This window comes from Rhizobium redzepovicii (assembly GCF_019793435.1).
GTDB classification, from domain to species: Bacteria; Pseudomonadota; Alphaproteobacteria; order Rhizobiales; family Rhizobiaceae; genus Rhizobium; species Rhizobium redzepovicii.
Window position 1 is genome coordinate 1 of the sequence record NZ_JAILYH010000022.1, and the last position, 23203, is coordinate 23203.

The window sequence follows — 23203 nt, forward strand, 5'->3', positions numbered from 1 at the left end:
GCGACAATGGCGGCTCCGGCAAGAGCGACAATGGCGGCTCCGGCAAGAGCGACAATGGCGGCTCCGGCAAGAGCGACAACGGCGGCTCCGGCAAGAGCGACAATGGCGGCTCCGGCAAGAGCGACAATGGCGGCTCCGGCAAGAGCGACAATGGCGGCTCCGGCAAGAGCGACAACGGCGGCTCCGGCAAGAGCGACAATGGCGGCTCCGGCAAGAGCGACAACGGCGGCTCCGGCAAGGGCGGCTCTGAATCCAAGCCGGACTAAGCTTATCCGCACAGAAATGCAAAAGGTGAGGCCGCCCTTGCGGCCTCACCTTTTTGAGTCATCGCTTTGTGTATCGATCGGCAGCACACACGGCGAGGAAACCAACGCCTGGATCGTCGCCTTCGGGCACGCCGCCGCTCCGCCCTCGCTCATTCCTGTCCTCCGGCTTGACCAGCGGGATGTCACAGCAATGAGGGTGGAGAAGTGGGCGCCCGTCAAAGTCCCGTTGGTGCGATAGGATAGGGTGCCGACGGATAGTGTGGCCGCTTACGCTGCACAAGCCTCGCACAAACCGCGGATCTCGATCGTCGTCTTCGCTGGTTTGAATTTCTGCCCCCGCACCCAGGCCATCAGTCGGTGGTCGACCTCGTGATCGTGGAACTCCGTCACCTGGCCGCAGCTTTCGCAGATCGCGAAGGCGACGATGCCGTGGCTGTGGCAGTCGTCACCCGGATGGGCGCAGGCGACGAAGGAATTGATGCTTTCGAGCCGGTGCACGACACCGTATTCGAGCAGCTTTTCCAGCGCCCGGTAGACCTGCAGCGGCGCGCGAAACCCGTGGTCCCTCAGCTTGTCGAGGATGGTATAGGCGCTGAGCGGCCCTTCGGCCTTTTCGAGCACGTCGAAGACCAGCGACTGGTTCTTGGTGAGTTGCGGTGTCGTCATGAACCTTGTCCTTGCATGCCTGCGCGATGCCGCCTGAGGGGAAGCAGGCTGAGAATGAAGAGGATCAGCGCCGCGACCACGATCGAGGGACCGGAGGGCGTGTCGTAGGTGAGCGAGCCGAACAGCCCGCCGACGACGGCAACCGCCCCGATGACCGAGGCGAGCACCGCCATCATCTCCGGCGTCGCCGAAAAGCGCCGCGCCGCGGCCGCCGGAATGATCAGCAGCGAGGTGATCAGCATGATGCCGACGATCTTCATGGCAATGGCGATGACGACGGCCATCAAAAGCATGAAGAACAGCCGCGCCCGCTCCGGCTTCAGACCCTCGGCCTCGGCAAGCTCGGCATTGACGGTTGCCGCCAGCAGCGGCCGCCAGAGCCAGGCCATCGCCACGAGCACGAAGAGCCCTCCACCCCAGATCAGCGCGATGTCGGTCGTTGAAACAGCAAGGATGTCGCCGAACAGGAAGGCGATGAGATCGATCCGCACCCAGCTCATGAAGGCGACCATGACGAGGCCGATTGCCAATGTGGCATGCGAGAGGATGCCGAGCAGCGCATCGGCCGACAGCGCCTGGCGCTTCTGCAGGAAGAGCAGCAACACCGATACGAGGGCTGCGACGGCAAAGACGGCCAGCGTCAGATTGAGTTCGAAGAGCAGCGACAGCGCGACGCCGAGCAGCGCCGAATGGGCGATCGTATCGCCGAAATAAGCCATGCGCCGCCAGATGATGAAGCAGCCGAGCGGTCCAGTCGTCAGCGCTAGCCCAACGCCGGCGAGGATGGCGCGAACAAAGAAATCGTCAAGCATGGCGGCCCTCCCCACTGTGGGAATGGGCGTGCGAGTGCTCATGTCCATGATGACCATCATGATCATGAGCATGGTCGTGCCCGTGATCATGCGCGTGATGCCCGTCATCGGGGTGGCAATGGTCGGTCACCGAACCGTCGGCATGTTGCACGCGCCCATCCGGCAGATGCGTATGGTCGTGATGATGGCTGTAGACGGCAAGCGTCTGCGCCGCGCGGCTGCCGAACAGACGCACATATTCCGGGCTGCGGCTGACGGCTTCGGGCGTGCCGCGGCAGCAGACATGGCCGTTGAGGCAGATGACCGTGTCGGTCTCGGCCATGACGACGTGGAGATCGTGCGAGATCAGCAGGATGCCGCAGCCGCTGGCGTTGCGGATCGATTTGATCAGATCGTAGAGCGCGATCTCGCCGGAGAAATCGACACCCTGCACCGGCTCGTCGAGCACGAGCAGGTCGGGTTTGCGGGCAATGGCGCGCGCCATCAGCGCCCGCTGGAATTCGCCCCCGGAGAGATGCTGCACCTCGGCATCGAGCATATGGTCGATGCCGGCGGCTTCGAGTGCCGCGCGCATGTCACGTTCCGGCAGGGGTCCGGTCAGCGTCATCAGCCGGCGCACCGAGAGCGGCAGCGTCCAGTCGATCGCAAGCTTCTGCGGGACATAGCCGACCTTCAGGCCGGCCAGACGCTTCACCCTGCCCTCATTCGGCTTCAGCACACCGATCGCCGCCTTGGCGCTGGTCGACTTGCCCGAGCCGTTCGGCCCGATCAGCGTCACGATCTCGCCGCGCGAGACGGAAAATTCGACGCCGCGCACAAGCCAGCGGCCGTTGCGCAGAACGCCGACATTCTCAAGCGAAACTAGCGGTTCGCCCTTCGTATTTGCGGGAGAGAGCATCAAATTTTCCGACAGCGCTGTTGCATCCTGCTATTGCACACGTTATAGCATAACGCAATTGATGTAATAACATAACATCTGCAATTCAAGCGGAGCATTCGATGAAACGCACCCTGGGCCCAGCCCTGAAGATCCTGGCCTTCAAAATTCCGCTCGCCTTCGCCCTACCGGCGCTGGCGGTTCCCGCCTTGCTGTTTGCCGGCAGCATGCGGGCGGCCGATGCGCCCGTCGTCGTCACTTCGATCAAGCCGATCCATTCGCTGGTTGCAGCGATCATGCAGGGTGTGGGCGAACCGGAGCTGATCGTCGATGGCGCCGCCTCCCCGCATACTTACAGCTTGAAGCCGTCGAATGCGCGCGCGCTGCAGGAAGCCAAGGTGATCTTCTGGACCGGTCCTGGCCTCGAGGCTTTTCTGGAAAAGCCGCTGCAGGCGCTGGGCTCGAAGGCCAGCATCGCCGAGCTCGATCATGCCCCCGGCCTCGTCAAGCTGCCCTTCCGCGAAGGCGGCGCCTTCGAGCCGCATGAGGATGGCGATGAGCATCAGGGCGCTTCCGCCGAGGGTGAGGATCACGATCATGCCGCCGGCACCGGCCATGATGATGACCACGACCATGGCGCCTTCGACACGCATCTCTGGCTCGACCCGATGAATGCCAAAGCCATGGCCGCCGTGATCACCACAACTCTTGTCGCCGCCGATCCCGCCAATGCGCTGACCTACCAGGCCAATGCCAAGGCGCTGGACGACAAGCTGACGGCCCTGGACAAGGAAATCGCCGCCACGGTCGCTCCCGTCAAGGACAAGCCCTTCATCGTCTTCCACGACGCTTACCAGTATTTCGAGCATCGCTATGGCATCCGCGTCGCCGGCTCGATCACCGTCAGCCCGGAAACCATTCCCGGTGCAGAGCGCGTTTCAGAAATCCACCGCAAGGTCGGCGAACTGGGCGCCACCTGCGTCTTTGCCGAACCGCAATTCGAGCCGCGCCTCGTCAATGTCGTCATCGAAGGCACGAACGCCAGATCCGGCGTGCTCGACCCCGAAGCCGCAACGTTGAAGGCCGGCCCCGATCTCTACTTCACCCTCATGCGCGGCATCGCCGACAGCATGAAGGATTGCCTCTCCAGCGCATGATAATCATGCGGCGCTGCGGGGAGAGCTGAGGCGGAAAGAGGCGGATGACCCCGTTCCGCCTTTTTTCGGCCCCGCCGATGTAATGATATAACATTAAAATGCGAGGTTTCATGGACAACAGACTTCCGGTCACGGTGCTCTCCGGCTTTCTCGGCGCCGGCAAGACGACGCTGCTGAACTACGTGCTTGCCAATCGCGACGGCATGCGCGTCGCCGTCATCGTCAACGACATGAGCGAGGTGAATATCGACGCCGCCCTGGTGCGCGACGGCGGCGCCAATCTGTCTCGCACCGAGGAGCAGCTGGTCGAGATGACCAATGGCTGTATCTGCTGCACCCTGCGCGACGACCTCTTGAAAGAGGTGCGCGATCTGGCGACCCAAGGCCGCTTCGACTACCTGCTGATCGAATCCACCGGCATCGCCGAGCCCCTGCCCGTCGCCACCACCTTCGAATTCCGCGACGAGAACGGAGAAAGCCTTTCCGACGTCGCAAGGCTGGATACGATGGTGACCGTCGTCGATGCCGCCAACCTGCTCGCCGATTATGCCTCCGCCGATTTCCTCGCCGACCGCGGCGAAACGGCAGGCGATGGCGATACCAGAACCATCGTCGACCTGCTGGTCGAGCAGATCGAATTCGCCGATGTCGTGGTGCTGAACAAGATCGGCACGGCAAGCGAGACGGAACGGGATGCCGCGCGGAAAATCATCACCGTCCTCAACCCGGATGCGCAGCTGATCGAGACGGATTTCGGCAAGGTGGTGCTGAAGCAAGTGCTCGGCACCGGCCGCTTCGATATCGACAGGGCCGAGACCCACCCGCTCTGGTACAAGGAGCTGCACGGCTTCAAGGACCATGTGCCGGAAACCGAGGAATACGGCATCCGCTCCTTCGTCTACCGCGAAAAGCGGCCCTTCCATCCGGCAAAATTGCAAGCCTTTCTCGATCTGACATGGCCGGGCGTGGTGCGCGCCAAGGGCTTTTTCTGGCTGGCGACGCGGCCGCATCATGTCGGCGAGATCAGCCAGGCGGGCGCCCTCGTGCGCACCGGCAAGATGGGTCTTTGGTGGGCGGCGGTGCCGCGCGAACAATGGCCTGACGAACCGGGCTTCATGAATGCCATCGGCCCCTATCTCGACCCCGTCTGGGGCGACCGCCGCCAGGAGATCGTCTTCATCGGCGCCGACCCGATGGATGAGGCTTGGATCAGGAGAGAACTTGACGCCTGCCTCATCGAGACCGCGGTCTTCGCGCCCGATCGCTGGCGCAACCTGCCCGACCCCTTCGCCAGCTGGAGCCGCCAGGCGGCATGAAGGCGACGGCAATCAAACCCTATCGCTGCGTCTGCACGGAGTGTGAACCGCTGCGGCCGATCGAGGGGCTGCATCCGTTGACGCATGAGGGGAGTGTGAAGGTTGATGCCGGAAGACCGAAGGGGTTGCTTGGTATTATTGCAAAGAGGATGACGGCGGCACGGCGGCAGAATTAGGCGGGGCCGAGCCCCATCCACTCTCATCCCTGTGCTCGTCACAGGGATCCAGCGCGCCCAAGTCTGTGGGCGCGGATGACTCTTTTCCAAAATCACATTGAGTCAATCACCGCGCGGACACGCGGTGCTGGATTCCTGTGACGAGCACAGGAATGAGGGAGCGTGGGGAGAGCGACGACGCTGATCGGGACGGCGTTCTGCACCAGACGGTGCCTTCAGACAAGTCACCAGCGGAAATCTCCGCACCCCTCCCAGAATCGGAAAGGGCGGCCAAAGCCGCCCTCCCATACTTCCAATCAATGACCAGCAATAATGCTGGAGATCACACCGCTGGTGATGCCGATCAGCAAGTAGTCGTTGTCGGCCCGGACCCAGCGATAGCCGCGCGGGGGAGGCGCGAGCCGGTAACGGCGGTAGTCGTTGACGTCGTGAAACCAGCGGCGCTCGTTGGCGTTGACGCGGTATCCCTTCTTCCAGTGCGGCCGCACGACCGTTTTCTCGACGATCACCTTCTTCTGCACGACGACAGGCGGACGGCGATAGTCATCAGCGCTGGCCTGGGAGACAACCATCGGGGAGAGAAGGAAGGAAGCGGAAAGGAGAGCTGCAAAAATCTTTTTCATGTCGGGTTCCTTATGTTCGGCGCAGGAGGAAACTAGGCCCGAAAAGATGAACCGAAACTGAAATGAAAATTAAACTTTCGTAATGGAATCCGATGCCTGGGGCGCAAAGCTTATATTACAGATTAGACTTATACACCCTTATCAATAACAGGGGCTGCAACTGGCACGGGGCCCCCGGAAGATCCGATTCGATTTTCGGAAGGATTGGGCGCAGATTCCATTCATGGAGCGTCCTTTGCGCCTCCGATCCAGCGTTCGGCGCTTGTCGGATCATCGTGGGGGATCGCTCGATCCAACAAAGATGGAGGAAACCATGCCCGGCATCAGCATGCGCTATATCGTCGACGACGTCGACGCCGCCTTGGAATTCTACACGAAACATCTTGGCTTCTCGGTCGCTCTTCATCCCGCGCCCAGCTTTGCCATCCTGACAAGGGATGGTTTTCGTCTGCTCGTCAGCGGCACGACCGGTCCGGGCGGAGCGTCCCAGGCAATGTCCGACGGGCGAAAACCCGAACCCGGCGGATGGAATCGCATCCAGATTGAAGTCGCCGACTTGGAGGCGGAAGTTGCCACGCTGCGCCAGGCGGGCGCGCGTTTTCGCAATGAGATCGTGCAGGGCATAGGCGGTAAGCAGATCCTGCTTGAGGACCCGGCCGGAAACCCGATCGAACTCTTCGAAGCGCCGAAGAGATAAATGCGAGGCGCATCAATCATGTGTTCAACTGCGCATTCTTGCGCGCGACACCAAGAAACCGCACATATCATCTGACGACAGCCGGCATCGGCATCGCCGCTGGAAGAATGGCGACCCGTGCCTTGCTACCTCTGTCCGAGCGTGTAGTTTCGGACTCGGATCAATTCAGAGGTAGGGAAACCATGTCCGAATCCGCAGGCGGCGTCTTCGACTATGTCGGGATACTCGCCGTGCTTCTACTGGTGGCTGCTAACGGCTTCTTCGTCGCTGCGGAATTCGCGCTGGTTTCGGTCAGGCGCAGCCGTGTCACCGAACTTGCCGCGGCAGGCCGCATGAATGCCTCCGCCCTCCAGCGCGCTGTCGACAATCTCGACGCCAACCTTGCCGCCACCCAGCTTGGTATCACCATCTCGTCGCTGGCGCTGGGTTGGGTCGGCGAGCCGGCGCTTGCCCATCTGATCGAGCCTCTGGTGTCCTGGCTGCCTGGGCAATGGGCGGCAACAGGCGCGCATACGGTCGCCATCGTCATTGCCTTCGTCATCATCACGGCACTGCACATCGTGCTGGGCGAGTTGGCGCCGAAAAGCTTGGCGCTTCAGCGCAGCGAGGCCACTTCGCTTGCCGTCGTGCGTCCGCTGGGGCTCTTCCTGGTGCTGTTCAAGCCGGCGATCTTCGTTCTGAACGGCATGGGCAATCTTGTGCTGCGGGGCGTCGGCCTTCGCGCCGGAACCGGGGAATCATCGTTCCATTCGCCGCAGGAACTCAAGCTGCTGGTCGCCGAAAGCCAGGAGGCCGGCCTTCTCAACCAGGTGCAGCAGCAGCTCGTCGAGCGGGTGTTCAACATCGGCGACAGACCGATCTCCGACATCATGACCCCGCGTCTCGATATCGAATGGTTCGACGCCGACGACAGCGAGGCCGAGATCCTGAAGACCATCCGCGAATGCAGCCACGAACAATTGCTGGTCGCCCGGGGCTCGATCGACGAACCGATCGGCATGGTGTTGAAGAAGGACCTTCTCGACCAGGTTCTCGACGGCGGCAAGGTCCGGCCGATGGAGGTGATCAAGCAGCCGCTGGTGCTGCATGAGGGCACCTCGGTCGTGCGCGTGCTCGACAGTTTCAAGGCCTCGCCTGTCCGGCTCGCCATCGTCATCGATGAATATGGCAGCCTCGAGGGTATCGTCACCCAGACCGACCTGCTCGAAGCGATCGCCGGCGACCTGCCGGGATCCAACGAAGAGCCCGACATTATCGTGCGGGAAGACGGATCGCTCTTGATCGATGCGATGATGCCCGCCTTCGACGCCTTCGAACGGCTGGGCCTGCGCGATCGTCCGGATGCCGATTTCCATACGCTTGCAGGCTTCGCGCTGCACCAGCTCCAGCACATCCCCGAAGCCGGCGAAACCTTCGTTTTCGATAGCTGGCGCTTCGAAGTGCTCGATATGGACGGCATGCGCATTGACAAGATGCTGGCGACTCGCATCCCCGCGGACGGGGCGGAAGGCTAATGCATGTCGCCCGGAAGTGTGCAACGGTTCCGGACGACATGCATGATATATAAAGAGCTCTAACCTGTCGCCAGCGTCCAGAGCATTCCCGCTATCGCACAGGCAAGCAACGTCGCGATCACAGACGTCTTGAACCGGAAGATCGCGATGGCGGCGGCGGCAGACAGCGCCATTGTCGCCGGCACGGCCGATTGCAGCACGGGGATATCGAGCCGCAAGCCGCCAAGGTGGACGGTCGCGACCTCGGCAAACAGCGTATGCAGGCCAAACCAGAGGACGAGGTTGAGAATGACCCCGACCACCGCCGCCGTGATCGCCGACATCGCGCCGGCGAGCGCCACATTGCCGCGCAGTTTTTCGATGAAGGGCGCACCAAGAAAGATCCAGAGGAAACAGGGTACGAACGTCACCCAAGTCGTCAGGATTGCCGCTAGCGTGGCGGCCAGCATCGGATCGAGCGAACCGGAATTGCGATAGGCGCCCATGAAGCCGACGAACTGAAGCACCATGATCAGCGGCCCCGGCGTCGTCTCGGCCATCCCGAGACCATCGAGCATCTCGCCGGGTTTCAGCCAGCCGAAACGCTGCACGGCCTCCTGCGCGACATAAGCGAGCGCGGCATAGGCACCGCCGAAGGTGACGACCGCCATCTTGCTGAAGAACAGGCCGATCTCGGTGAAAACGTCGTGTGCCCCGAAAGCCGCATAGAGGGCGGCGATCGGCGCGAGCCAGAGAGCGAGCAGCGCTGCCGACATACTGAGCGACCAACCGAGATTGGGGCGTGCATGCGGCGGTATGCCCTCGCCGAGCGCCGACTCCGCATCCGACACCATTGGCCCGCTTCCGGCCTTGTGGCCGCCGCCCGGTTTGAAGGCGGCAATGCCGAAGCGGCCGCCGAGAAAGCCCGCGATGGCGGCGGCAAGCACGATCAGCGGGAACGGCACATGGAAGAAGAAGATGGCAACGAAGGCCACAGCCGCGATCGCAAGCATGACGTTGTTTCTAAGAGCGCGGCTGCCGATGCGGATGACGGCCTGCACGACGACGGCAAGCACCGCCGCCTTCAGCCCGAAAAACAGGCCGGCGACGATGCCCACGCTGCCATAAGCGGCGTAGATATAGCTGAGACAGAGGATCGACAGGAATCCCGGCAGCACGAACAACAAACCAGCGACCAGACCACCCAGCGTGCGGTGCATCAGCCAGCCGATATAGACGGCGAGCTGTTGCGCCTCGGGGCCGGGAAGCAGCATGCAATAATTCAGCGCATGCAGGAACCGGTGCTCGCCGATCCATCGCTTCTCGTCGACGATGATCCGGTGCATGACGGCGATCTGGCCGGCCGGGCCGCCGAAACTCAAGGCGGCGACGCGCAGCCATACCTTGAAGGCCTCACTGAAGGAGACGCCGTGGTGATGCTCCTCGTCCGCATGTCTCTCCATCGTCTTATCCGCGCGGCCGTTGTCCGTCAACTCGGCCATTTCATGCCCTCTTCTTTGGCGTAGGCCAGTTGTGGGTTTCCTCGGTCGCGTCCCGGCACCAGCGGAAGAAGGCATCGTAGAGAAGCATTCCGGCTTCGAGCTGCTCCAGATCGTCGGAAAACATCCTGGAGAGACCGAGCGATGCTGCAAGCAGGCCGGGCGCCTCGGGCGCGAGATCGAGCCTTGCGGTATCCGCCGCCCTGACAATCTGCGCCAGACGAAGAAGCGGTTCGGATGCCAGGCCGAATTCCTCGACCATCACGTCGAAGGTGCAGAGCTCACCGCGATGGCTCCAGAACACGTCTTCGATATCGAAGGAAACCGCCCCGAAGCGTTCGCCAACGGCTATAACCTCGGGCGCCGGCACGAACAGGAAGACGGCGTTCGGATCGACGAAGCGGCGGATCAGCCAGGGACAGGCGATGCGGTCGATCTTCGGCCGCGCCCGTGTCACCCAGGCGGTGCGCCCCTCCGCGTCGCGGCGCGGAAGCTTTTCCGATGGCACGGCCGCCCCGCCGGCAATCCAGGCTTCGAAGCCGCCCTCGAGGCTCTCGGCGTCGATCCCGGCATGGCGCAGATAGGCGGCCACACCGTGGCTGAGCTTGCTGCCCTTTTGACAGACCACCACGACGGTGGCGGCATTCATGCTGTCCGCCCAAGACGCAACCTCGGCATGATCGCGCCGGATCGAGCCCGGAATTAGGCGCGGATCGAGCGCGAAGTCCTCCTCGGTGCGAACGTCGACGATGCAAGGCGCGCCGGGGGTTCCGATGAGGCGGCTGAGTTTGTCGGGAGAAATTTCGAGAAATGACGGCATGACGCGTCCTCCGTTGATCGGTGTTACTGGACGCGATTCTTCAGCATGACGCCTCGTGGGATGATCGCAACCCCATGGCAAAACCATGCGCAAACAGACCCCGCCGTGTCAAGCGGGCGCTTGCATAGAACAGCGGAACGCAGCCGATTCGGGTCAGCTGCCGCCCGGAATGCCTTGATATCAACTGCTTCGCGGTCCCGGTACGGAACAAAATCCTCACTTCGGCATTATTGTTTCACCGAAAGAGGAGAAAGTACCATGACGTACGACCCCAATAATGCCAACGACCCGAACCGCCCGCTGAACCCAAATCTGGATCTGCGCACCACGCCGAGCGCGCGCAGTAATAATACGTGGGTTGTCTGGGTCGCTGCATTGGCCGTGATCGCTGTCGCTGCATTCGCCTATTCGCAGTGGAGCACCCCGGGCACATCCCCGGATACGACAGCCTCCACGACCCAATCCGAGCCGGCACCGGCTGCACCCAAGCCGATCGCTCCGACCGACAACAGCGCAACGCCCGCACCGGCACCTGCACCGGCCACTCCGCCGGCTGCGCCTGCCCAGCAGTAACCGCTGCTCGGCTAAAGGAAGCCGACCCAGTGCCGGCTTCCTTTTCTGTCGTGTGCTCTTGAATACCGGCAGAGAGAGCTTATTTTAGAGATATTGAATTTGTCTCTGATGGCTGACCACGGAGGTACTGGCAGCCGTTATCGAGACAGATCGAGGAAGGGTCGGTGCGATTTTCGCCCGGCCTTTTTTCTTCGGTCTCAGACAGCTCTCGCAGCGGGATATTATTTGGGGATCCTGTTGTAGAAGGATTGGGGGTCGTACACGCACTGGTAGTCAAGAAGGCAAATCTTGCCGTTGGCATCCCTGACCCTTGCCGTGTCGTACTTGTCGCCGAGATTGCACCTGGCCGGAGGATAGCGAAAGCTACGGCCGCCAAAACCCATGCGCACGAAAACCGCTTTGTCTTTACGGATGATCTGCGCAAGCTCGTCGCAAGTATGATCCCTGGCATTGACCTCCACCGCATCGATGGCAAGGGCTGCGGACGGAAACAGCAGCACAAACGCCAGAACAATGCTTTTCATGAAAACTCCTGATTGTGGGAGAACGTCTTTGGCCGAACCCGCCCAAGACCATTTGCTCTACGGAAAATTATAGGGCGATGCGGGATCGAAGACGCAGGCATAGTCGAGAATGCACTGCTTTCCTTGACCATCGCGGAAACTCGTGCTGGTGCGCTTGTCGCCCATGCTGCATTGCGCCGGCGGATAGCGGAAGCTACGGCCGCCGAAGCCGACACGGACGAAGACCTTCTTGTTCTGGCGGATGATCTGCGCAATCTCACTGCAGCTATACGCGCTCGCCTTGATCTCCATCGCCCCCGCAGCGAAGGCCGGCAACGGCAGAGACAAGGCAACGACCAGAACGACGCTTCTCATGGAACCCTCCCGCTTATCAGAGAGCAAATAGGGCGCGGGGATCGACGCTGCCAGACATGCTGACGACACGAACCATGCAGCCCGGCCCGGAACAGTCTCCGGCAGGCCAGAAGATCCGGCCTGAGTTCAAATAATTGGGGATTTTGTGAATGTTTGCTACGATTTTGGCCCGTAGCGGCGCTGGTCAACGGCGGAGGCTGAAGAGGAGAGCATGACTTTGGATTATCCCGCTTCTGACGGTACGGTATTCGCCATAATACTGTTGTCGGTGATTGTTCTGTTTCTGGTTATTGTCGAAATAAGAGAGCTTCTTTTTTATAAGAGAAATAATTGGGATTTCAATTCCGACAGCAACGTCGGATTTAAGATGTATAATGGCGACAGCACCTCTGGAGAAGATCTGACTTCGAATAGAACAAGGGTTTGCTATGGAACTCCGTTCGTGATTTTAGGTTTTTCAATACTTTTAGCCTCGATCGCCGCAATCCATTTGTCGATGTAGATGTATGCAGCGAACTCGTGCTGACGCGAGAGGACGCCATCAGATATATCGTGCGGGAGTGGATGGAGAAGAACACCTATTTGCCGGTGCACGAGCTGGATGAAGATGGCGATGTGGATAGGTCTGCATGAATTTCGACCTAGTGAACTCATAAATTGAGTAGAATCGGTCATGCAAGTCGGCTAGTCGTAGTCCATGCTCGAGTTTGATAAACTACAACTCGGCCAAGGTTGGGTGGCCGAACCAAATGCGCCAGAGCCCCAGGTTTCAGTTGAGGGCTCCTCCATCAACGTCCGTTTCCGGTCGTATAGACCGGTGCGCGACAAAAAGCCGACGGGTATTCTCAGGGCGTTGAGCCTGTTTTCGAAGACCAGCCCGAAATTTGATGAGACATGGGGCACTTTGAGATTTGTTGGTTGCAGCCGCTGGCGCTGGGACAGCACCAATGATCATGAATGGTATAAGGTAAGCGGCCATGGTCGTTACAGCGGTGTGGCTCCTCGTTGGGGCGAGTTCTATGAGATAATCGGTCTCGACCCTGACCGCGACGCCGTGTCTTGGGAAAAGATCGGGGCAGACACCGTTAGCTCTCGGCATTTCCTATATTATTTCCGCGATGAAACGCTTGAGTTCATGGCCGAAGAATGGTCGTTCATCCCGACCTGACGGCCTAAATCGGCTCGTTCGGCGCTGGGACTTTCCTGTCGTTGCCCGACCTGATTCAGATTCAGGGATGAGCTGCCATGATCTGACCGACTTTGAATGGCGCGTAATTGCGCCTCCCCTACCTAACAAGCCGCGAGGCGTGCCTCGCGTCGATGACCGACGGGTGCTCAACGGCATCTTTAGGGTTCTACGATCCGGTGTCCCTTGGCGTGATGTCCCCGAAGGAGACCCGATCATGCAGGTAATATTCTGGCACTATCGGTTGCACTGGCTGGATGCCAGACGCAAATAAGAACAGGCTTTCGTTCAAAGCCTACGAAGTCGTTCTCGCTGTCCGGCCACGTCTTGCGCCAGCTGTATTTGAGTTTCAGCTGTTCCTGCATGCGGCTTGATCTCGGCATGTCTAACCGTATCGCTGGACGATTCTAGGTATCAGGGGTAGGACTCCGAGGGAAACCTTCAAGGGGGCGGTGGAGACAGTGCGGAAACTTCAACTGGACAGTCTGCGCGCCATTGCTGTCTTCGCGGTGATCATCACGCATACATGGCTTGCTGGAAGCACTTATGGCCATCTGGCTGTGCGCTTCTTCTTCGTGTTGAGTGGTTTCCTCATAACCAGGCACTTGCTACGCTCATTTTCCGATGGTCGCCAAACACCCGGCTCTGCATTGCGGGCGTTCTACGTCAGACGCAGCTTCCGCATCATGCCGGCATATTACGCGCTCCTGTTGATCATGTTCTTCCTTGAGGCGGACGGGTGGCGCGATCAATGGTACTGGCATGCGTTCTATGGGACCAATGTGCTCTTTACAAAGACTGATAGCTGGAGCCCATGGTTCTTCTCTCACTTGTGGTCACTCAGTGTCGAACAACAATTTTACTTGGCCTGGCCGCTTGTCGTGATGCTGCTGGGCCGCAAGTTCCTGGCGCCAGCCTGCTTCCTCGGGATCGCTATCGCTGTCGGTGTCAGGATAGTCATCAGCCTGAAGATGCCCGGAACCACTGTGATCTATTGGACCATGCCGACAAGCTCCTGGGACGCTCTTGCCGTAGGTGGCCTTTTAGCTCTCGCTCCTGCAGTCAAAGAGCTGTCTATCTTCAAATGGCGCGCCATGATCCCTGTCTACGCAGGTGTTATCTTGCTCTATTGGCTGCTAGAATACCCGTCTTCCCCGTTTGCTGCAGCCCTGTGGTATGAACTCATCGAAGTTTTGCCGCTTCTAATCTTCGCTCATCTGGTGTTTCTGGGATACCACGATGCCTTGCCGCGCTTCTTGAACTGGCGCATTCTCACGCAGCTCGGGCTCATCAGCTACGGCATCTACCTTTACCATGAACTGGCCATCGACCTTTTTCAGCGTGTCGCAGGCCCTCAATACTATCCAAGTCTGATCCAGTTCGCCGGGGCGTCGGTTATATCAGTGGTGCTCGCGGCTATATCCTGGGTCTTGCTTGAACGGCCTGCTCAGCAAGTAGGCCGTCAATTGAGCAGCCGCAGCCGACCCGAAACTATTCGTTCCAGTGACTTGCGTTTCAGGCGCAAGTAACTCTTCTGCCCGCTGCGGTGATAGGACAGAAGAGATGAGGCTGACCAACCCAAAGATCATCATCCGATTGCAAGAGCTGCGCCGCGTTATAGATCGCCCGCAGGCGCGCGGCCTTGCCAGTGCGGACAGAAGCCGGAAAATCTCGAAGCATCCTATGGGCCGATCTCAGTCATCACCTGCCCTAAGTGCAAGGAGAAGATGACGGTCAAGACGAAACCGTTCTTCCGGAGCGCTCTAACGGAGCTAGATCACGAAGCCGTGCGAGTTATTGGGGCGTGGAACGAGAGGATTGGTGGATGACCGTCCGTCGCCAGCCCACTAACCCGGCCGGCAGCTGGCCGCTGCGCATGACTGCGGACATGGCGGCTGGCGATTGCGGAGAAAAGCACGTCGAGGATTTCCTCGAGCGCGTCGGTACCGCATATCCACAGCCGCGCGTAGTTGACACCACCCGGCGGAAGTTTTGGTATCGTGACGACTTGGACCGCGCGATGAACATCGGCGCCGTCGAAACCGCCTCAAGCATTGGAGCGAAATTCCGTAACAAGATCAGGGAAAAGCGGAACGATCGAACTGCCTAAGCACGTCCACCGCGTCATAAAGCGCCGGAAGAGCGGCGCCGAGACGGTCTACACCTTCTACACCAAGTTCCGAAACACCGCCGCAGCCTGGCCGTCCCTGTCCCTGTCGCAGCACTTGGAACGTGACTTCCAGAGCCGGGTCGCCATTTGCGAAGCGCTGTAGCGCGACGACAAAGGTTTTCTGCTGGATGGCAAGAGGCTCCCCGACCACTCGGAAAAGGGTTTCTGGCCGGCCGCCGAGAAGGCTTTCGAAGCTCTTGAACCCGTCGGCGGTCTTGTAATATTTCGTGCGCGCGCCCGCATGTAGCATCACGCTAGGCGGAGTGGATCGGGATCCAGACCGTCCTTTTCGTCTTCTGCGCCTTGACGGCTATCGTGGTTCCTCCTGCCTTTGGCTTGACCATGGCGAGAACGTCGCCTTGGCGCTGGCCGGTGAAGAAGGCTGACATGGCGATAATCTTATCGTTGGCCGGTATGCGATCGATCCATTTCCTGTAAGGACGGAATGGCAGAAGCTAATGGACGAAGAGTCGTTCAAGCGATTCCGAGAGGAGAGGATCGTCTTCCACGGGCTGCGGAAGAACGCGGTCATCAATCTGCTTGAGGTGGGGTGCACCGAAAACCAGGTCGGATCGATCTGCAACATGTCTGGGCAGATGGTTCAGCACTACGGGCGGGAGGTCGCTCTGAGGAGTTTGGCGAAAGACGCCATGAAGCCCATGGAGGCACGATGGAGCGAGATCGAGCCGGCTGCTTTCAGGAACAGGATCGGAACGTGAATTGGAAACCGCTTCCAAAATGTTGGAAACCGGTAGTCCGGAATTGCCAGCACAATCACATAAAACCCAATAATATCAAGAGGTTTTTGGTGGGTGATGTAGGGCTCGAACCTACGACCCGCTGATTAAGAGTCAGCTGCTCTACCAACTGAGCTAATCACCCGTTCGCGCTTGGCTGCGCGGTGTGACGGGGCGTATAAACAGGATCGGCAGGCTTGTCCAGCGCATCGGCGAAAATTCTTTGGTTAATCGCGAAGATTTTTCGGGATGGGTGAAATGCGGGGCATAATCCCGGAAACCGGGATCGATTTTCGGACAGGATTAGACGCAGATTCAAAGCGATAAGGCAGCGCGCGCGGCTTCGGACGCGCGGCACGCCATAAAATTAAAGGTCGAGCGTGCCGCTCGCCAGCCGCACTGCCTGGCCGCCGATCCGCGCGTTGGAGATCGCGCCGCCGTCGACATCGATATGCAAATGGATGAAGGATGGCCGGCCCATCTCGACGCCTTGCTCAATCATGATCGGGTGATGCCCGTCCGTCAGCCGGTCGAAATGGTGGATCGCGCCGGAGAGTGCCGCCGCCGCCGAACCGGTGGCCGGGTCTTCGACGATGCCCATGCCGCTTGCGAACATTCGCGCATGGAACTTTGCCACGTGGTTGACCCCGCCGCGGCAATAGACATACGCCGAGGCAAGCGCACCCTCGACGAAGGGCACGATCTTTTCCCAGAGCTGCGGATCGAATTCGACCCGCTGCGCGGCTCCGACATCGTGCACCGGAATGAGCAGGAAAGGAACGCCGGCGCTCCAGACCGAGGGCACATGATTTTCAAAGCCGATTTCGGTCACCTTCAGCGACAGCGCATCAGCCATGCCGAGCTTGTCGAGCGGCATGACGGCCGGTTGCGATTTCCGCGGCAGGTCGAATTCGGCAAAGCTCGCCTCGCCCTCCCTCAGCCGCACCGCGCAGCGCACTGGCCCGACGTTTTCCTCAAGCACCGTCACGAGATCGAGCGTCGCCGCGCCATGCGCCCGTTCGGCCAGCGCCACCGCCGTGCCGACTGTGGGATGACCGGCAAACGGCAGCTCACGCCCCGGCGTGAAGATCCTGAGCTTTGCCGCATAGGCGGGATTGCTCGAAGGCTGCACGAACACTGTCTCGGAGAGATTGATCTCCCGGGTGATCGCCTGCATCGCCTCGTCGCTGAGATCGTCTCCGTCGAAGATCACCGCCAGCGGGTTGCCCGCCAGCTTTCGATCGGTGAACACGTCATAGACGCTGTAGCTTCGCGCCACATCGGCCTCCTTGAATCGGTCATCGCGCCGCCAACCTGCCCGACCAAACGGCCGAGTGCAAGGCGCTAAGTCAGATGGATGCAAGGAGCCAAGCCGGAGCGTGTCCTTCGAGGCTTCGGCCTTTGGCCTCTTATGCGCTCGCCTTGCCGAAATACCAGCTAATCACCGGCAGCATGGAGATGTTATAAGGATAGGCCTTGGGATCGGCCGAGCGGATCGCCACTGCACCGGCGATCTCCTTGTCCTCGGCGACCAGCATGTGAGCCTCGATCCGCTTCACCATCTCATCCGCCGTCATGTCGAAGCGGAAGAGCCGCATAAGCGTGACGGTGCGTCTGGAATAGCTGGCGTAGAGCCCCTGCCCTGCCACGGAATCGGAAAGGTCGAGGCCGGTCTCCTCATGGACCTCGCGGCGCATATTGGCCTCGATGTCGCAGCGCCCGTCGACGATATCCTCCTGTTCCAGCGAACCGGCGGCGAAATAGACCTGGCCGGGATTGGCGGTATGCGCGCCCATGCGGATCGCCACCAGCGCGCCGTCTGAGCTTTCCAGCACCGGATAAGCAAAGATATGCAGGCCGCCCTGGCGCTGCGGCTGCCGGCGCCACCACATGAAAGCGGAAAAGGGAGTGACGTAGCCCTCGCCCGCAATCCCGTCTTCACTGAACGACAGCCGCTGCTGGAACACCAGGCGTCCGTCGAACAGCGCCGGGTTGGCGGCGGTTTCCTTGGCCCAGTTCTCGCGGATCGCTGCTTCCTCGGCAAGCACGAAGGGATGGCTGCCGGGCAGGACGCGCAGATCGACGCCGGCGATCGGGAAGACCGTGGCCTCCGGAGGCCAGCCGGCGAAATCATCGGAAAAATCGCTGTTTGCAAAATTCATGTTCAAATTGGTTTTCATGTTCGCTTTCAGGGGAGATCCAGTGTCATGACGACGGGGCAGTGATCGGACGCCTTCGGCCGGTCCCAGCCTGTGCGCGGATAACGCTCCACCTCCTGCCCCGGTGGGAAGATGGTGCGATAGGGCTGCCCACTGCGGATGATGTCAGGCAGGCGGCCGGCATTGTGGGCGGCAAGTGCTGGCGAAAGCCAGAGATAGTCGAGCTGGCAGAGCCACTGCTCCTGCGGCCCGCGGGAGTGATAGAGCGTCCAGCGGTCGAGGGCGGCACGGCGGCGCACGACGTTTTCGGCAAAGCCGTCATGGCTGAAAACGTCGAGCGCGCTTTCGGCCTCGTCCTGATGCTCGAAACGATAGCCGGCCCCGCGGCGGCCGATGACATCGACGCGCTCCTGGTAATCGTTCATGTCGCCGCAAATGGCGAAACTCTTCTTGGCCGTGTGCCCGGCGCCGAAACTATCCTCGATGATGCGGCGCACGGCGCGCGCCTCGGCGCGACGGATCGGCATCGTCGATTTCCGCCCGTCGAGCTCGTCGCGCGGATTGCCCATCGATTTGAAATGCACGACATAGAGCGAGAATGGCCGACCGCCGATCAGGAGATCGAGCTCCAGGCAGTCGCGTTTGAAGATCTTGTCATCGATGCGGTTGGTGAGCGCCAGCTCCTCGTCGAAGAGATCGAGATCGCGATAGGTCGTCATCGCATGACTGCGGACTTCCTTGAGTTCGATCTTCTGGCCGTCGCGCGTTTCCTCGCGCATCAGCACGGCGACATCGATGCCGCGGCTGTCATTGCCCTCGACCAGATACTTCTGCCGGTAACCGTTTCCGACCATGCGGAAGAGATAGCCGTATTCGAAGGCCTGGAGAGCGGCCATATTGTCGATTTCCTGCAGGCAGAGGATATCGGCATCCGCATCGGCGATCGCCAGCGCCGTCATCTGTCTCGTGTCGTCGGTCGCGGCGATCACCCGCGCCTGCTCCAGTTGCTGATAGACGCCCTCGCTCGATACTTGGAAAAGCTTGATGACGCGATCCTGGCGCAACTGGTTACGAAAACCGGTGAAATCGAAACGGGTCAGGAGATTTTCGACGTTGAAGGTAGCGAGGCGAAGCGACATGGCAAAGGTCCGGTTGCGGGCAGTACCTTATCCGGCAATCGCACGGGGAAAAGATGGCGGGGCCAAGAAATATGCGGACAACCACCCCTTTTGAAGCCCCGGATGCAATTGCCTGCCTCGATCAAAGCCGCCAGCCGGCGCGGATGACGACGCGCACCCTTTCACCGGGCACGACAGCCACACGGCTAAAGCCACGCAACGTCTGGCCGTTGCCGAGCGTGAGCTTGACCGCATGACGTTCGCCCTCGAAAAGCACTGCTTCGACGGTTGCGGGAGCCCCCTCGCCGCCGATCGTCACATCTTCCGGCCGCACCAGAATATCGGCGCCGTCGGTGTTGGCCGCGTGGAGCGTATCCTGCAGCTCGTCCCACTCCAGATGGCGTTCGCTGCCCATCACCGGCAGCGTCAGGATTGCCCCTCGCCCGATCAGCCCCCCGACGACACGTCCCTCCGGCCGGGCATAGATCTCGGCCGGCGGCGCCACCTGCAGCAAGCGCCCTTCCGACATGACGGCAACGTCGGTTGCAAGCGCCATCGCCTCGCTCTGATCATGGGTGACGTAGATCATCGTGGCACCCGAGCGCTGGTGGAACTCGCGGAAGGTTTCCTCCATCTCCTGTTTCAGGTGCCGGTCGAGATTGGCGAGCGGCTCATCCAGCAGCACGACGTCGGGCGAGGTCACCAGGCAGCGGGCGAGCGCCACGCGCTGGCGCTGGCCGCCTGAAAGGTCGGCAGGACGCCGCCCGGCATAATCAGCAAGCCGGACGGAAGACAGCGCCTCGCCGACCTTCGCGCGGTAGGCCTCGTCGGAAATGCCGCGCACCTTCAAGGGGTATCCGACATTGTCGGCAACACTCATATGCGGCCAGAGCGCATAGGACTGAAACACCATCGCCATGTTGCGCTTCTCAGGCGGCAGCGCCTGGGCAGCATCGGCAATGACCCGCTCACCGAGATGGATCGAGCCGTCGGAGGGCGTCTCGAAACCGGCGATCATCCTGAGCACCGTCGTCTTGCCGCAGCCGGAAGGCCCGAGCAGCGCCAGGAAGCCGCCCTCCCGCACATCGAGCGAGAAATCGCTGACGGCCGGCCGCCCGGTGCCGAAATCCTTGGCCAGCCGGTTGAGGATCAGCTTCGCCATGGGACTACCCCTTTCGGCAGGCGTTTTGCCAGGAATTCGAGCAGCAGCATCATGACGACCACCATGAGGACGACGAGCACCGAGAGCGCCGAGGCGAGGTCGGAACTGCCGCTGTCGTCGAGATTGTAGGTGGCGACGCCGAGCGTCTGGGTGCCGGCCGACCAGAGAAGCGCGGAGATCGTCAGCTCGTTGCAGGCAATCAGGAAGACGAGGATGACGGAAGCGCCGGCGGCCGGCGCGATCAGCGGCACGATGATATCGAAAAGCCGGCGGAAGAAGCCGGCGCCGGAAAGCCGTGCCGCTTCCTCCAACGCTGGGTCAAGCTGGTGGAAAGCGCTGACGACGGGTTTCAGGCTGACGGCGAAGAAGGAGGAGAGGTAAGCGATCAGGATGATCCAGATCGTGCCGTAGAGCGAAATGTGCAGGAACGGGATGGGTGCCGCGAACACCAGGATGAAGGAGACCGCCATGACGATGCCGGGCAGCGAATAGGGTATCTCGATCAGGCTGGACGCGATGCGGGAAGCAGCATCTCTTCGCCGCGTCAGCGCATAGGCCGCAAGCACGGTCACCGTGAGGAGACAAATAGCGGTAGCGGCGGCGAGCGACAGCGAATTGACAAAGGCGGTGCGCGTCACCGCCTGCCGGAACAGGATTTCCTCGAAGGCATGCAGCGACATGGTCTTGAAGGTGAGCGGCACGCCGTAGGCCGGCACCAGCGCGCCGGCGACGAGCGCGGAGAAGGGTGCTGCCAGCATGAAGAACAGGATCGCCCAGAGAAGCGGCGTGAAGGCGAACCGCCAGGCGCCGAGCTCGAAGGCGGCACTCGCCCCCGACAGGCCGATGATGCGATAATCGCGGCCGCGCAGCGCCCGATCCTGGATCATCAGCCCAGCGACCGAGATCATCGCGATGATCCCCGAGAGCACGGCGACATCGCCGAAGGTGCGGCTGGTGAAAGCGGAAAACTTGGTGAAGATGAGTGTGGGCAGCGTGAAGATCGAGGCCGGAATGCCGAGAATGGCGGGAATGCCGAAATTGCCGGTGCAGGAGACGAAGGAGATCGCCGCCCCGGCGATGATGCCGGGCAGCGACAGCGGCAGGATGATGTCGCGGAACACCCGCAGGCTGGAGGCGCCGGAAAGCCGTGCCGCCTCGACCCCGTCGCGCGGCAGCGTCATCAACCCGGCCCGGAGCGCGAGATAGACCAGCGGCGCATGCTGCACGCCATAAAGCAGCGCGATGCCGCCGACCGAATAGAGCGGCTGCGGCGAGCCAAGCGGTGGGGCGATGGAGAGCGCCTTCAACAGCGGGCTTGATGGCCCCGACATCTGCACCCAGGCCAGCGCCGTCACCTGCGGCGGGATCATCATCGGCAGCACGAAGAAGAAGCTGAGCAGCCCCTTGCCAGTGATATCGGTCAGCGTCAGCAGGAAAGCGAAGAGACAGCCGATGACGAGCGAGATGATCGTGCCGAAAAGCGCCGTGACGATGGTGTAATAGGTCGCCGACCAAACCGACGGGTCGCCGAGCACAGTCAGAACGCCGCCGTTGGCGAAGGCCGCGATCCCGACCATCGCAAGGCGGGCGAGCGGCAGCACGCTGAGGATCAGGACGGTGATGACGACAAAGGGAAACAGCCAGGCGGGCTGGCTGTTTCCGGTTCTGACATAGCCGTGCATGGAAGGATCAGTTCGAGCCGTAGAGACCCGAGAAGGTCTTCAGATCCTGATCGGTATTCTTGAGCGCATCTGCGGCCTTGATCGGCAGGACCTTGATGGTGTCGCGCGACGGAAAACCTTCCGGCAGCTTCATGCCGTTACGGGCCGGGATGTAGCCGAGCTTGAGAAAACCTTCCTGGCCCTTTTCTGAGAGCACGTAATCGACGAACTTCTTGGCGGCATCGGCATTTTTGGTGCTGGCGAGGATGCCGACCGGCTCGGTGACGGCCGAAACGCCTTCCCTCGGGAAGACGAACTCGACCGGAGCGCCCTTGGCCTTCTCGCGGATCGGCAGATAGTCGACGACCATGCCATAGGCCTTTTCGCCCGAAGCGACCGACTTCAAGACGGCGCCGTTGCCGCCGGCGGCAATCGCGCCGTTTTCGGCAAGCGACTTGTAGAAATCCCAGCCGAGGCCGGGAACGGCGGTGAGCGTCTGGGCGTGGATGAGGGCCGCACCCGAAGCGAGCGGGCTCGGCATGGTGACGAGGCCCTTGGCTTCCGGCTTGGTCAGATCCTTCCAACTCGCAGGCTTCATGCCGGCCGAAGTATTGTACATGATGCCGGTCGTGATCAGCTTGGTTGAATAATAATAGCCGTCGGCATCATAGAGCGTGGCGTCGTATTGCCCGGCTTCCGGCGACTTGTAGGCGAGGAGCTTGCCGTCTTCCTTGAGGCGCTCCAGGGTCACCATGTCGGCGATGAGGAGAACGTCGGCAACCGGGTTGCCGGCCTGGATCTCGGCCTGGAGCTTGGCCATGATCTTCGGCGTGCCGTCGCGCACCCAGTCGACGTTGATATCGGGATTGGCAGCCATGAAGCCATCGACCGTCGCCTGCGCGTCTTCGTTCGGCTGGCTGGTGTAGAGAACGAGGTTTGCGGCAAGGGCCGGAACGGCGAGGAAGCTCGCGGCAAGAAGTGCAGCGGCGGAAACGATCGTTTTCATGGGAGGGATCCTCATTGCGGTCACCCCTCCCTTATTGGGGGTCGTTGACAGGGATGTGACAGGCGCCGCCGCTGGACGCCGACAAGCCATCGCTGCAAACCCGGTCGATCGCGGCCTCGCATGCAGGCTCATGCTTGCCAAAAGCCGAGCC

29 protein-coding genes, 1 tRNA gene and 1 pseudogene are annotated in these 23203 nt (G+C 61.0%); 14 read left to right on the plus strand and 17 right to left on the minus strand.

Going from position 1 to position 23203, the window contains the following annotated elements:
- On the plus strand, positions 1–266 hold a 266-nt coding region (locus K6N12_RS34380; protein WP_246645669.1), incomplete at its 5' end, for a hypothetical protein.
- Positions 267–533: 267 nt separating this feature from the next.
- Here the strand turns inward: K6N12_RS34380 and K6N12_RS28350 are convergent.
- The 3 genes from K6N12_RS28350 to K6N12_RS28360 are packed head-to-tail and all read right to left on the minus strand — an operon-like array spanning position 534 to position 2642.
- A complete protein-coding gene (locus K6N12_RS28350) occupies positions 534–932 on the minus strand; it encodes a Fur family transcriptional regulator (protein ID WP_003593569.1) in 399 nt (132 codons plus the stop codon).
- Complete coding sequence (gene znuB, locus K6N12_RS28355; protein WP_131711351.1) at positions 929–1744, minus strand: zinc ABC transporter permease subunit ZnuB; 816 nt, start codon at positions 1742–1744, stop codon at positions 929–931. Before znuB ends, K6N12_RS28350 begins: the two co-directional genes overlap by 4 nt.
- Entirely contained in the window at positions 1737–2642 is a 906-nt protein-coding gene (locus K6N12_RS28360; RefSeq protein ID WP_097629380.1) for an ATP-binding cassette domain-containing protein, read from the minus strand. Before K6N12_RS28360 ends, znuB begins: the two co-directional genes overlap by 8 nt.
- A 101-nt stretch (positions 2643–2743) precedes the next feature.
- On the opposite strand from K6N12_RS28360, the gene K6N12_RS28365 reads away from it, so the two are divergent.
- The 3 genes from K6N12_RS28365 (at position 2744) to K6N12_RS34385 (ending at position 5270) form a co-directional block, all read left to right on the plus strand.
- Positions 2744–3778 carry a zinc ABC transporter substrate-binding protein gene (locus K6N12_RS28365; protein WP_097629379.1) on the plus strand — a complete coding sequence of 345 codons (1035 nt, stop codon included), beginning with the start codon at positions 2744–2746 and terminating at the stop codon, positions 3776–3778.
- Positions 3779–3888: 110 nt separating this feature from the next.
- Entirely contained in the window at positions 3889–5094 is a 1206-nt protein-coding gene (zigA, locus tag K6N12_RS28370) for a zinc metallochaperone GTPase ZigA (protein ID WP_097629378.1), read from the plus strand.
- On the plus strand, positions 5091–5270 hold the full coding sequence (locus K6N12_RS34385; protein ID WP_097629377.1) for a hypothetical protein: 180 nt from the start codon (positions 5091–5093) through the stop codon (positions 5268–5270). Before zigA ends, K6N12_RS34385 begins: the two co-directional genes overlap by 4 nt.
- A gap of 296 nt (positions 5271–5566) precedes the next feature.
- Here K6N12_RS34385 and K6N12_RS28375 read toward each other — a convergent pair whose 3' ends face one another.
- Positions 5567–5893 (minus strand): RcnB family protein, encoded by a 327-nt coding sequence (locus K6N12_RS28375; protein WP_097629376.1) that lies wholly within the window; start codon positions 5891–5893, stop codon positions 5567–5569.
- 313 nt (positions 5894–6206) lie between these two features.
- On the opposite strand from K6N12_RS28375, the gene K6N12_RS28380 reads away from it, so the two are divergent.
- Complete coding sequence (locus K6N12_RS28380) at positions 6207–6590, plus strand: VOC family protein (protein ID WP_097629375.1); 384 nt, start codon at positions 6207–6209, stop codon at positions 6588–6590.
- A 182-nt stretch (positions 6591–6772) separates the two neighbouring features.
- Complete coding sequence (locus K6N12_RS28385) at positions 6773–8104, plus strand: hemolysin family protein (protein WP_097629374.1); 1332 nt, start codon at positions 6773–6775, stop codon at positions 8102–8104.
- A 59-nt stretch (positions 8105–8163) separates the two neighbouring features.
- Here K6N12_RS28385 and chrA read toward each other — a convergent pair whose 3' ends face one another.
- Positions 8164–9585 (minus strand): chromate efflux transporter, encoded by a 1422-nt coding sequence (gene chrA / locus K6N12_RS28390; RefSeq protein ID WP_131711352.1) that lies wholly within the window; start codon positions 9583–9585, stop codon positions 8164–8166.
- Position 9586: 1 nt separating this feature from the next.
- On the minus strand, positions 9587–10402 hold the full coding sequence (locus K6N12_RS28395; protein WP_097629372.1) for a chromate resistance protein ChrB domain-containing protein: 816 nt from the start codon (positions 10400–10402) through the stop codon (positions 9587–9589).
- Between the two features lie 258 nt (positions 10403–10660).
- Between K6N12_RS28395 and K6N12_RS28400 the strand changes: the two genes are divergently transcribed.
- Positions 10661–10975 (plus strand): hypothetical protein, encoded by a 315-nt coding sequence (locus K6N12_RS28400; protein ID WP_012558192.1) that lies wholly within the window; start codon positions 10661–10663, stop codon positions 10973–10975.
- A gap of 221 nt (positions 10976–11196) precedes the next feature.
- Here K6N12_RS28400 and K6N12_RS28405 read toward each other — a convergent pair whose 3' ends face one another.
- The gene (locus K6N12_RS28405) at positions 11197–11499 is read right to left on the minus strand and encodes a hypothetical protein (RefSeq protein WP_097629371.1); all 303 of its coding nucleotides are present in this window, start codon (positions 11497–11499) and stop codon (positions 11197–11199) included.
- A 57-nt stretch (positions 11500–11556) separates the two neighbouring features.
- Positions 11557–11853, minus strand: coding sequence for a hypothetical protein (locus K6N12_RS28410; RefSeq protein ID WP_097629370.1), 297 nt, complete (start codon positions 11851–11853; stop codon positions 11557–11559).
- 211 nt (positions 11854–12064) lie between these two features.
- Between K6N12_RS28410 and K6N12_RS28415 the strand changes: the two genes are divergently transcribed.
- The 6 genes and pseudogenes from K6N12_RS28415 to K6N12_RS28435 all read left to right on the plus strand — a co-directional run bounded on the left by K6N12_RS28415 (position 12065) and on the right by K6N12_RS28435 (position 15149).
- Complete coding sequence (locus K6N12_RS28415) at positions 12065–12355, plus strand: hypothetical protein (protein WP_165503934.1); 291 nt, start codon at positions 12065–12067, stop codon at positions 12353–12355.
- 11 nt (positions 12356–12366) lie between these two features.
- A pseudogene (locus K6N12_RS34390) lies at positions 12367–12486 on the plus strand (CopG family transcriptional regulator); the annotation flags it as partial.
- Between the two features lie 64 nt (positions 12487–12550).
- Positions 12551–13021, plus strand: a complete 471-nt coding sequence (locus tag K6N12_RS28420) for a hypothetical protein (protein WP_097629369.1) — start codon at positions 12551–12553, stop codon at positions 13019–13021.
- A gap of 67 nt (positions 13022–13088) precedes the next feature.
- The gene (locus K6N12_RS28425; RefSeq protein ID WP_275593023.1) at positions 13089–13313 is read left to right on the plus strand and encodes a transposase; all 225 of its coding nucleotides are present in this window, start codon (positions 13089–13091) and stop codon (positions 13311–13313) included.
- A 187-nt stretch (positions 13314–13500) separates the two neighbouring features.
- Positions 13501–14568, plus strand: a complete 1068-nt coding sequence (locus K6N12_RS28430) for an acyltransferase family protein (RefSeq protein ID WP_165503935.1) — start codon at positions 13501–13503, stop codon at positions 14566–14568.
- Between the two features lie 296 nt (positions 14569–14864).
- A complete protein-coding gene (locus K6N12_RS28435) occupies positions 14865–15149 on the plus strand; it encodes a hypothetical protein (protein ID WP_097629367.1) in 285 nt (94 codons plus the stop codon).
- Here K6N12_RS28435 and K6N12_RS28440 read toward each other — a convergent pair.
- Together K6N12_RS28440 and K6N12_RS34685 are read right to left on the minus strand one after the other, a co-directional pair.
- Entirely contained in the window at positions 15118–15462 is a 345-nt protein-coding gene (locus K6N12_RS28440; RefSeq protein WP_222149025.1) for a hypothetical protein, read from the minus strand. The two genes, K6N12_RS28435 and K6N12_RS28440, sit on opposite strands and share 32 nt — an antisense overlap.
- Position 15463: 1 nt before the next feature.
- A complete protein-coding gene (locus tag K6N12_RS34685) occupies positions 15464–15598 on the minus strand; it encodes a site-specific integrase (RefSeq protein ID WP_275593022.1) in 135 nt (44 codons plus the stop codon).
- 69 nt (positions 15599–15667) lie between these two features.
- Between K6N12_RS34685 and K6N12_RS28445 the strand changes: the two genes are divergently transcribed.
- Positions 15668–15928 carry a hypothetical protein gene (locus K6N12_RS28445; RefSeq protein ID WP_239620219.1) on the plus strand — a complete coding sequence of 87 codons (261 nt, stop codon included), beginning with the start codon at positions 15668–15670 and terminating at the stop codon, positions 15926–15928.
- Between the two features lie 87 nt (positions 15929–16015).
- Here K6N12_RS28445 and K6N12_RS28450 read toward each other — a convergent pair.
- The 7 genes from K6N12_RS28450 to K6N12_RS28480 all read right to left on the minus strand — a co-directional run bounded on the left by K6N12_RS28450 (position 16016) and on the right by K6N12_RS28480 (position 23052).
- Positions 16016–16091 (minus strand) — tRNA-Lys (locus K6N12_RS28450).
- A gap of 222 nt (positions 16092–16313) precedes the next feature.
- Positions 16314–17225, minus strand: coding sequence for a PhzF family phenazine biosynthesis protein (locus K6N12_RS28455; protein WP_097629366.1), 912 nt, complete (start codon positions 17223–17225; stop codon positions 16314–16316).
- A 130-nt stretch (positions 17226–17355) separates the two neighbouring features.
- The gene (locus K6N12_RS28460) at positions 17356–18126 is read right to left on the minus strand and encodes an NUDIX hydrolase (RefSeq protein WP_097629365.1); all 771 of its coding nucleotides are present in this window, start codon (positions 18124–18126) and stop codon (positions 17356–17358) included.
- A gap of 8 nt (positions 18127–18134) precedes the next feature.
- On the minus strand, positions 18135–19244 hold the full coding sequence (locus K6N12_RS28465; RefSeq protein ID WP_097629364.1) for an endonuclease/exonuclease/phosphatase family protein: 1110 nt from the start codon (positions 19242–19244) through the stop codon (positions 18135–18137).
- Positions 19245–19365: 121 nt separating this feature from the next.
- Positions 19366–20385, minus strand: coding sequence for an ABC transporter ATP-binding protein (locus tag K6N12_RS28470; RefSeq protein ID WP_097629363.1), 1020 nt, complete (start codon positions 20383–20385; stop codon positions 19366–19368).
- On the minus strand, positions 20373–22067 hold the full coding sequence (locus K6N12_RS28475; protein WP_097629362.1) for an ABC transporter permease: 1695 nt from the start codon (positions 22065–22067) through the stop codon (positions 20373–20375). The genes K6N12_RS28470 and K6N12_RS28475 overlap by 13 nt, the downstream gene beginning before the upstream one ends.
- A gap of 7 nt (positions 22068–22074) precedes the next feature.
- Positions 22075–23052, minus strand: coding sequence for an ABC transporter substrate-binding protein (locus tag K6N12_RS28480; RefSeq protein WP_097629361.1), 978 nt, complete (start codon positions 23050–23052; stop codon positions 22075–22077).
- Between the last annotated feature and the right edge of the window lie 151 nt (positions 23053–23203).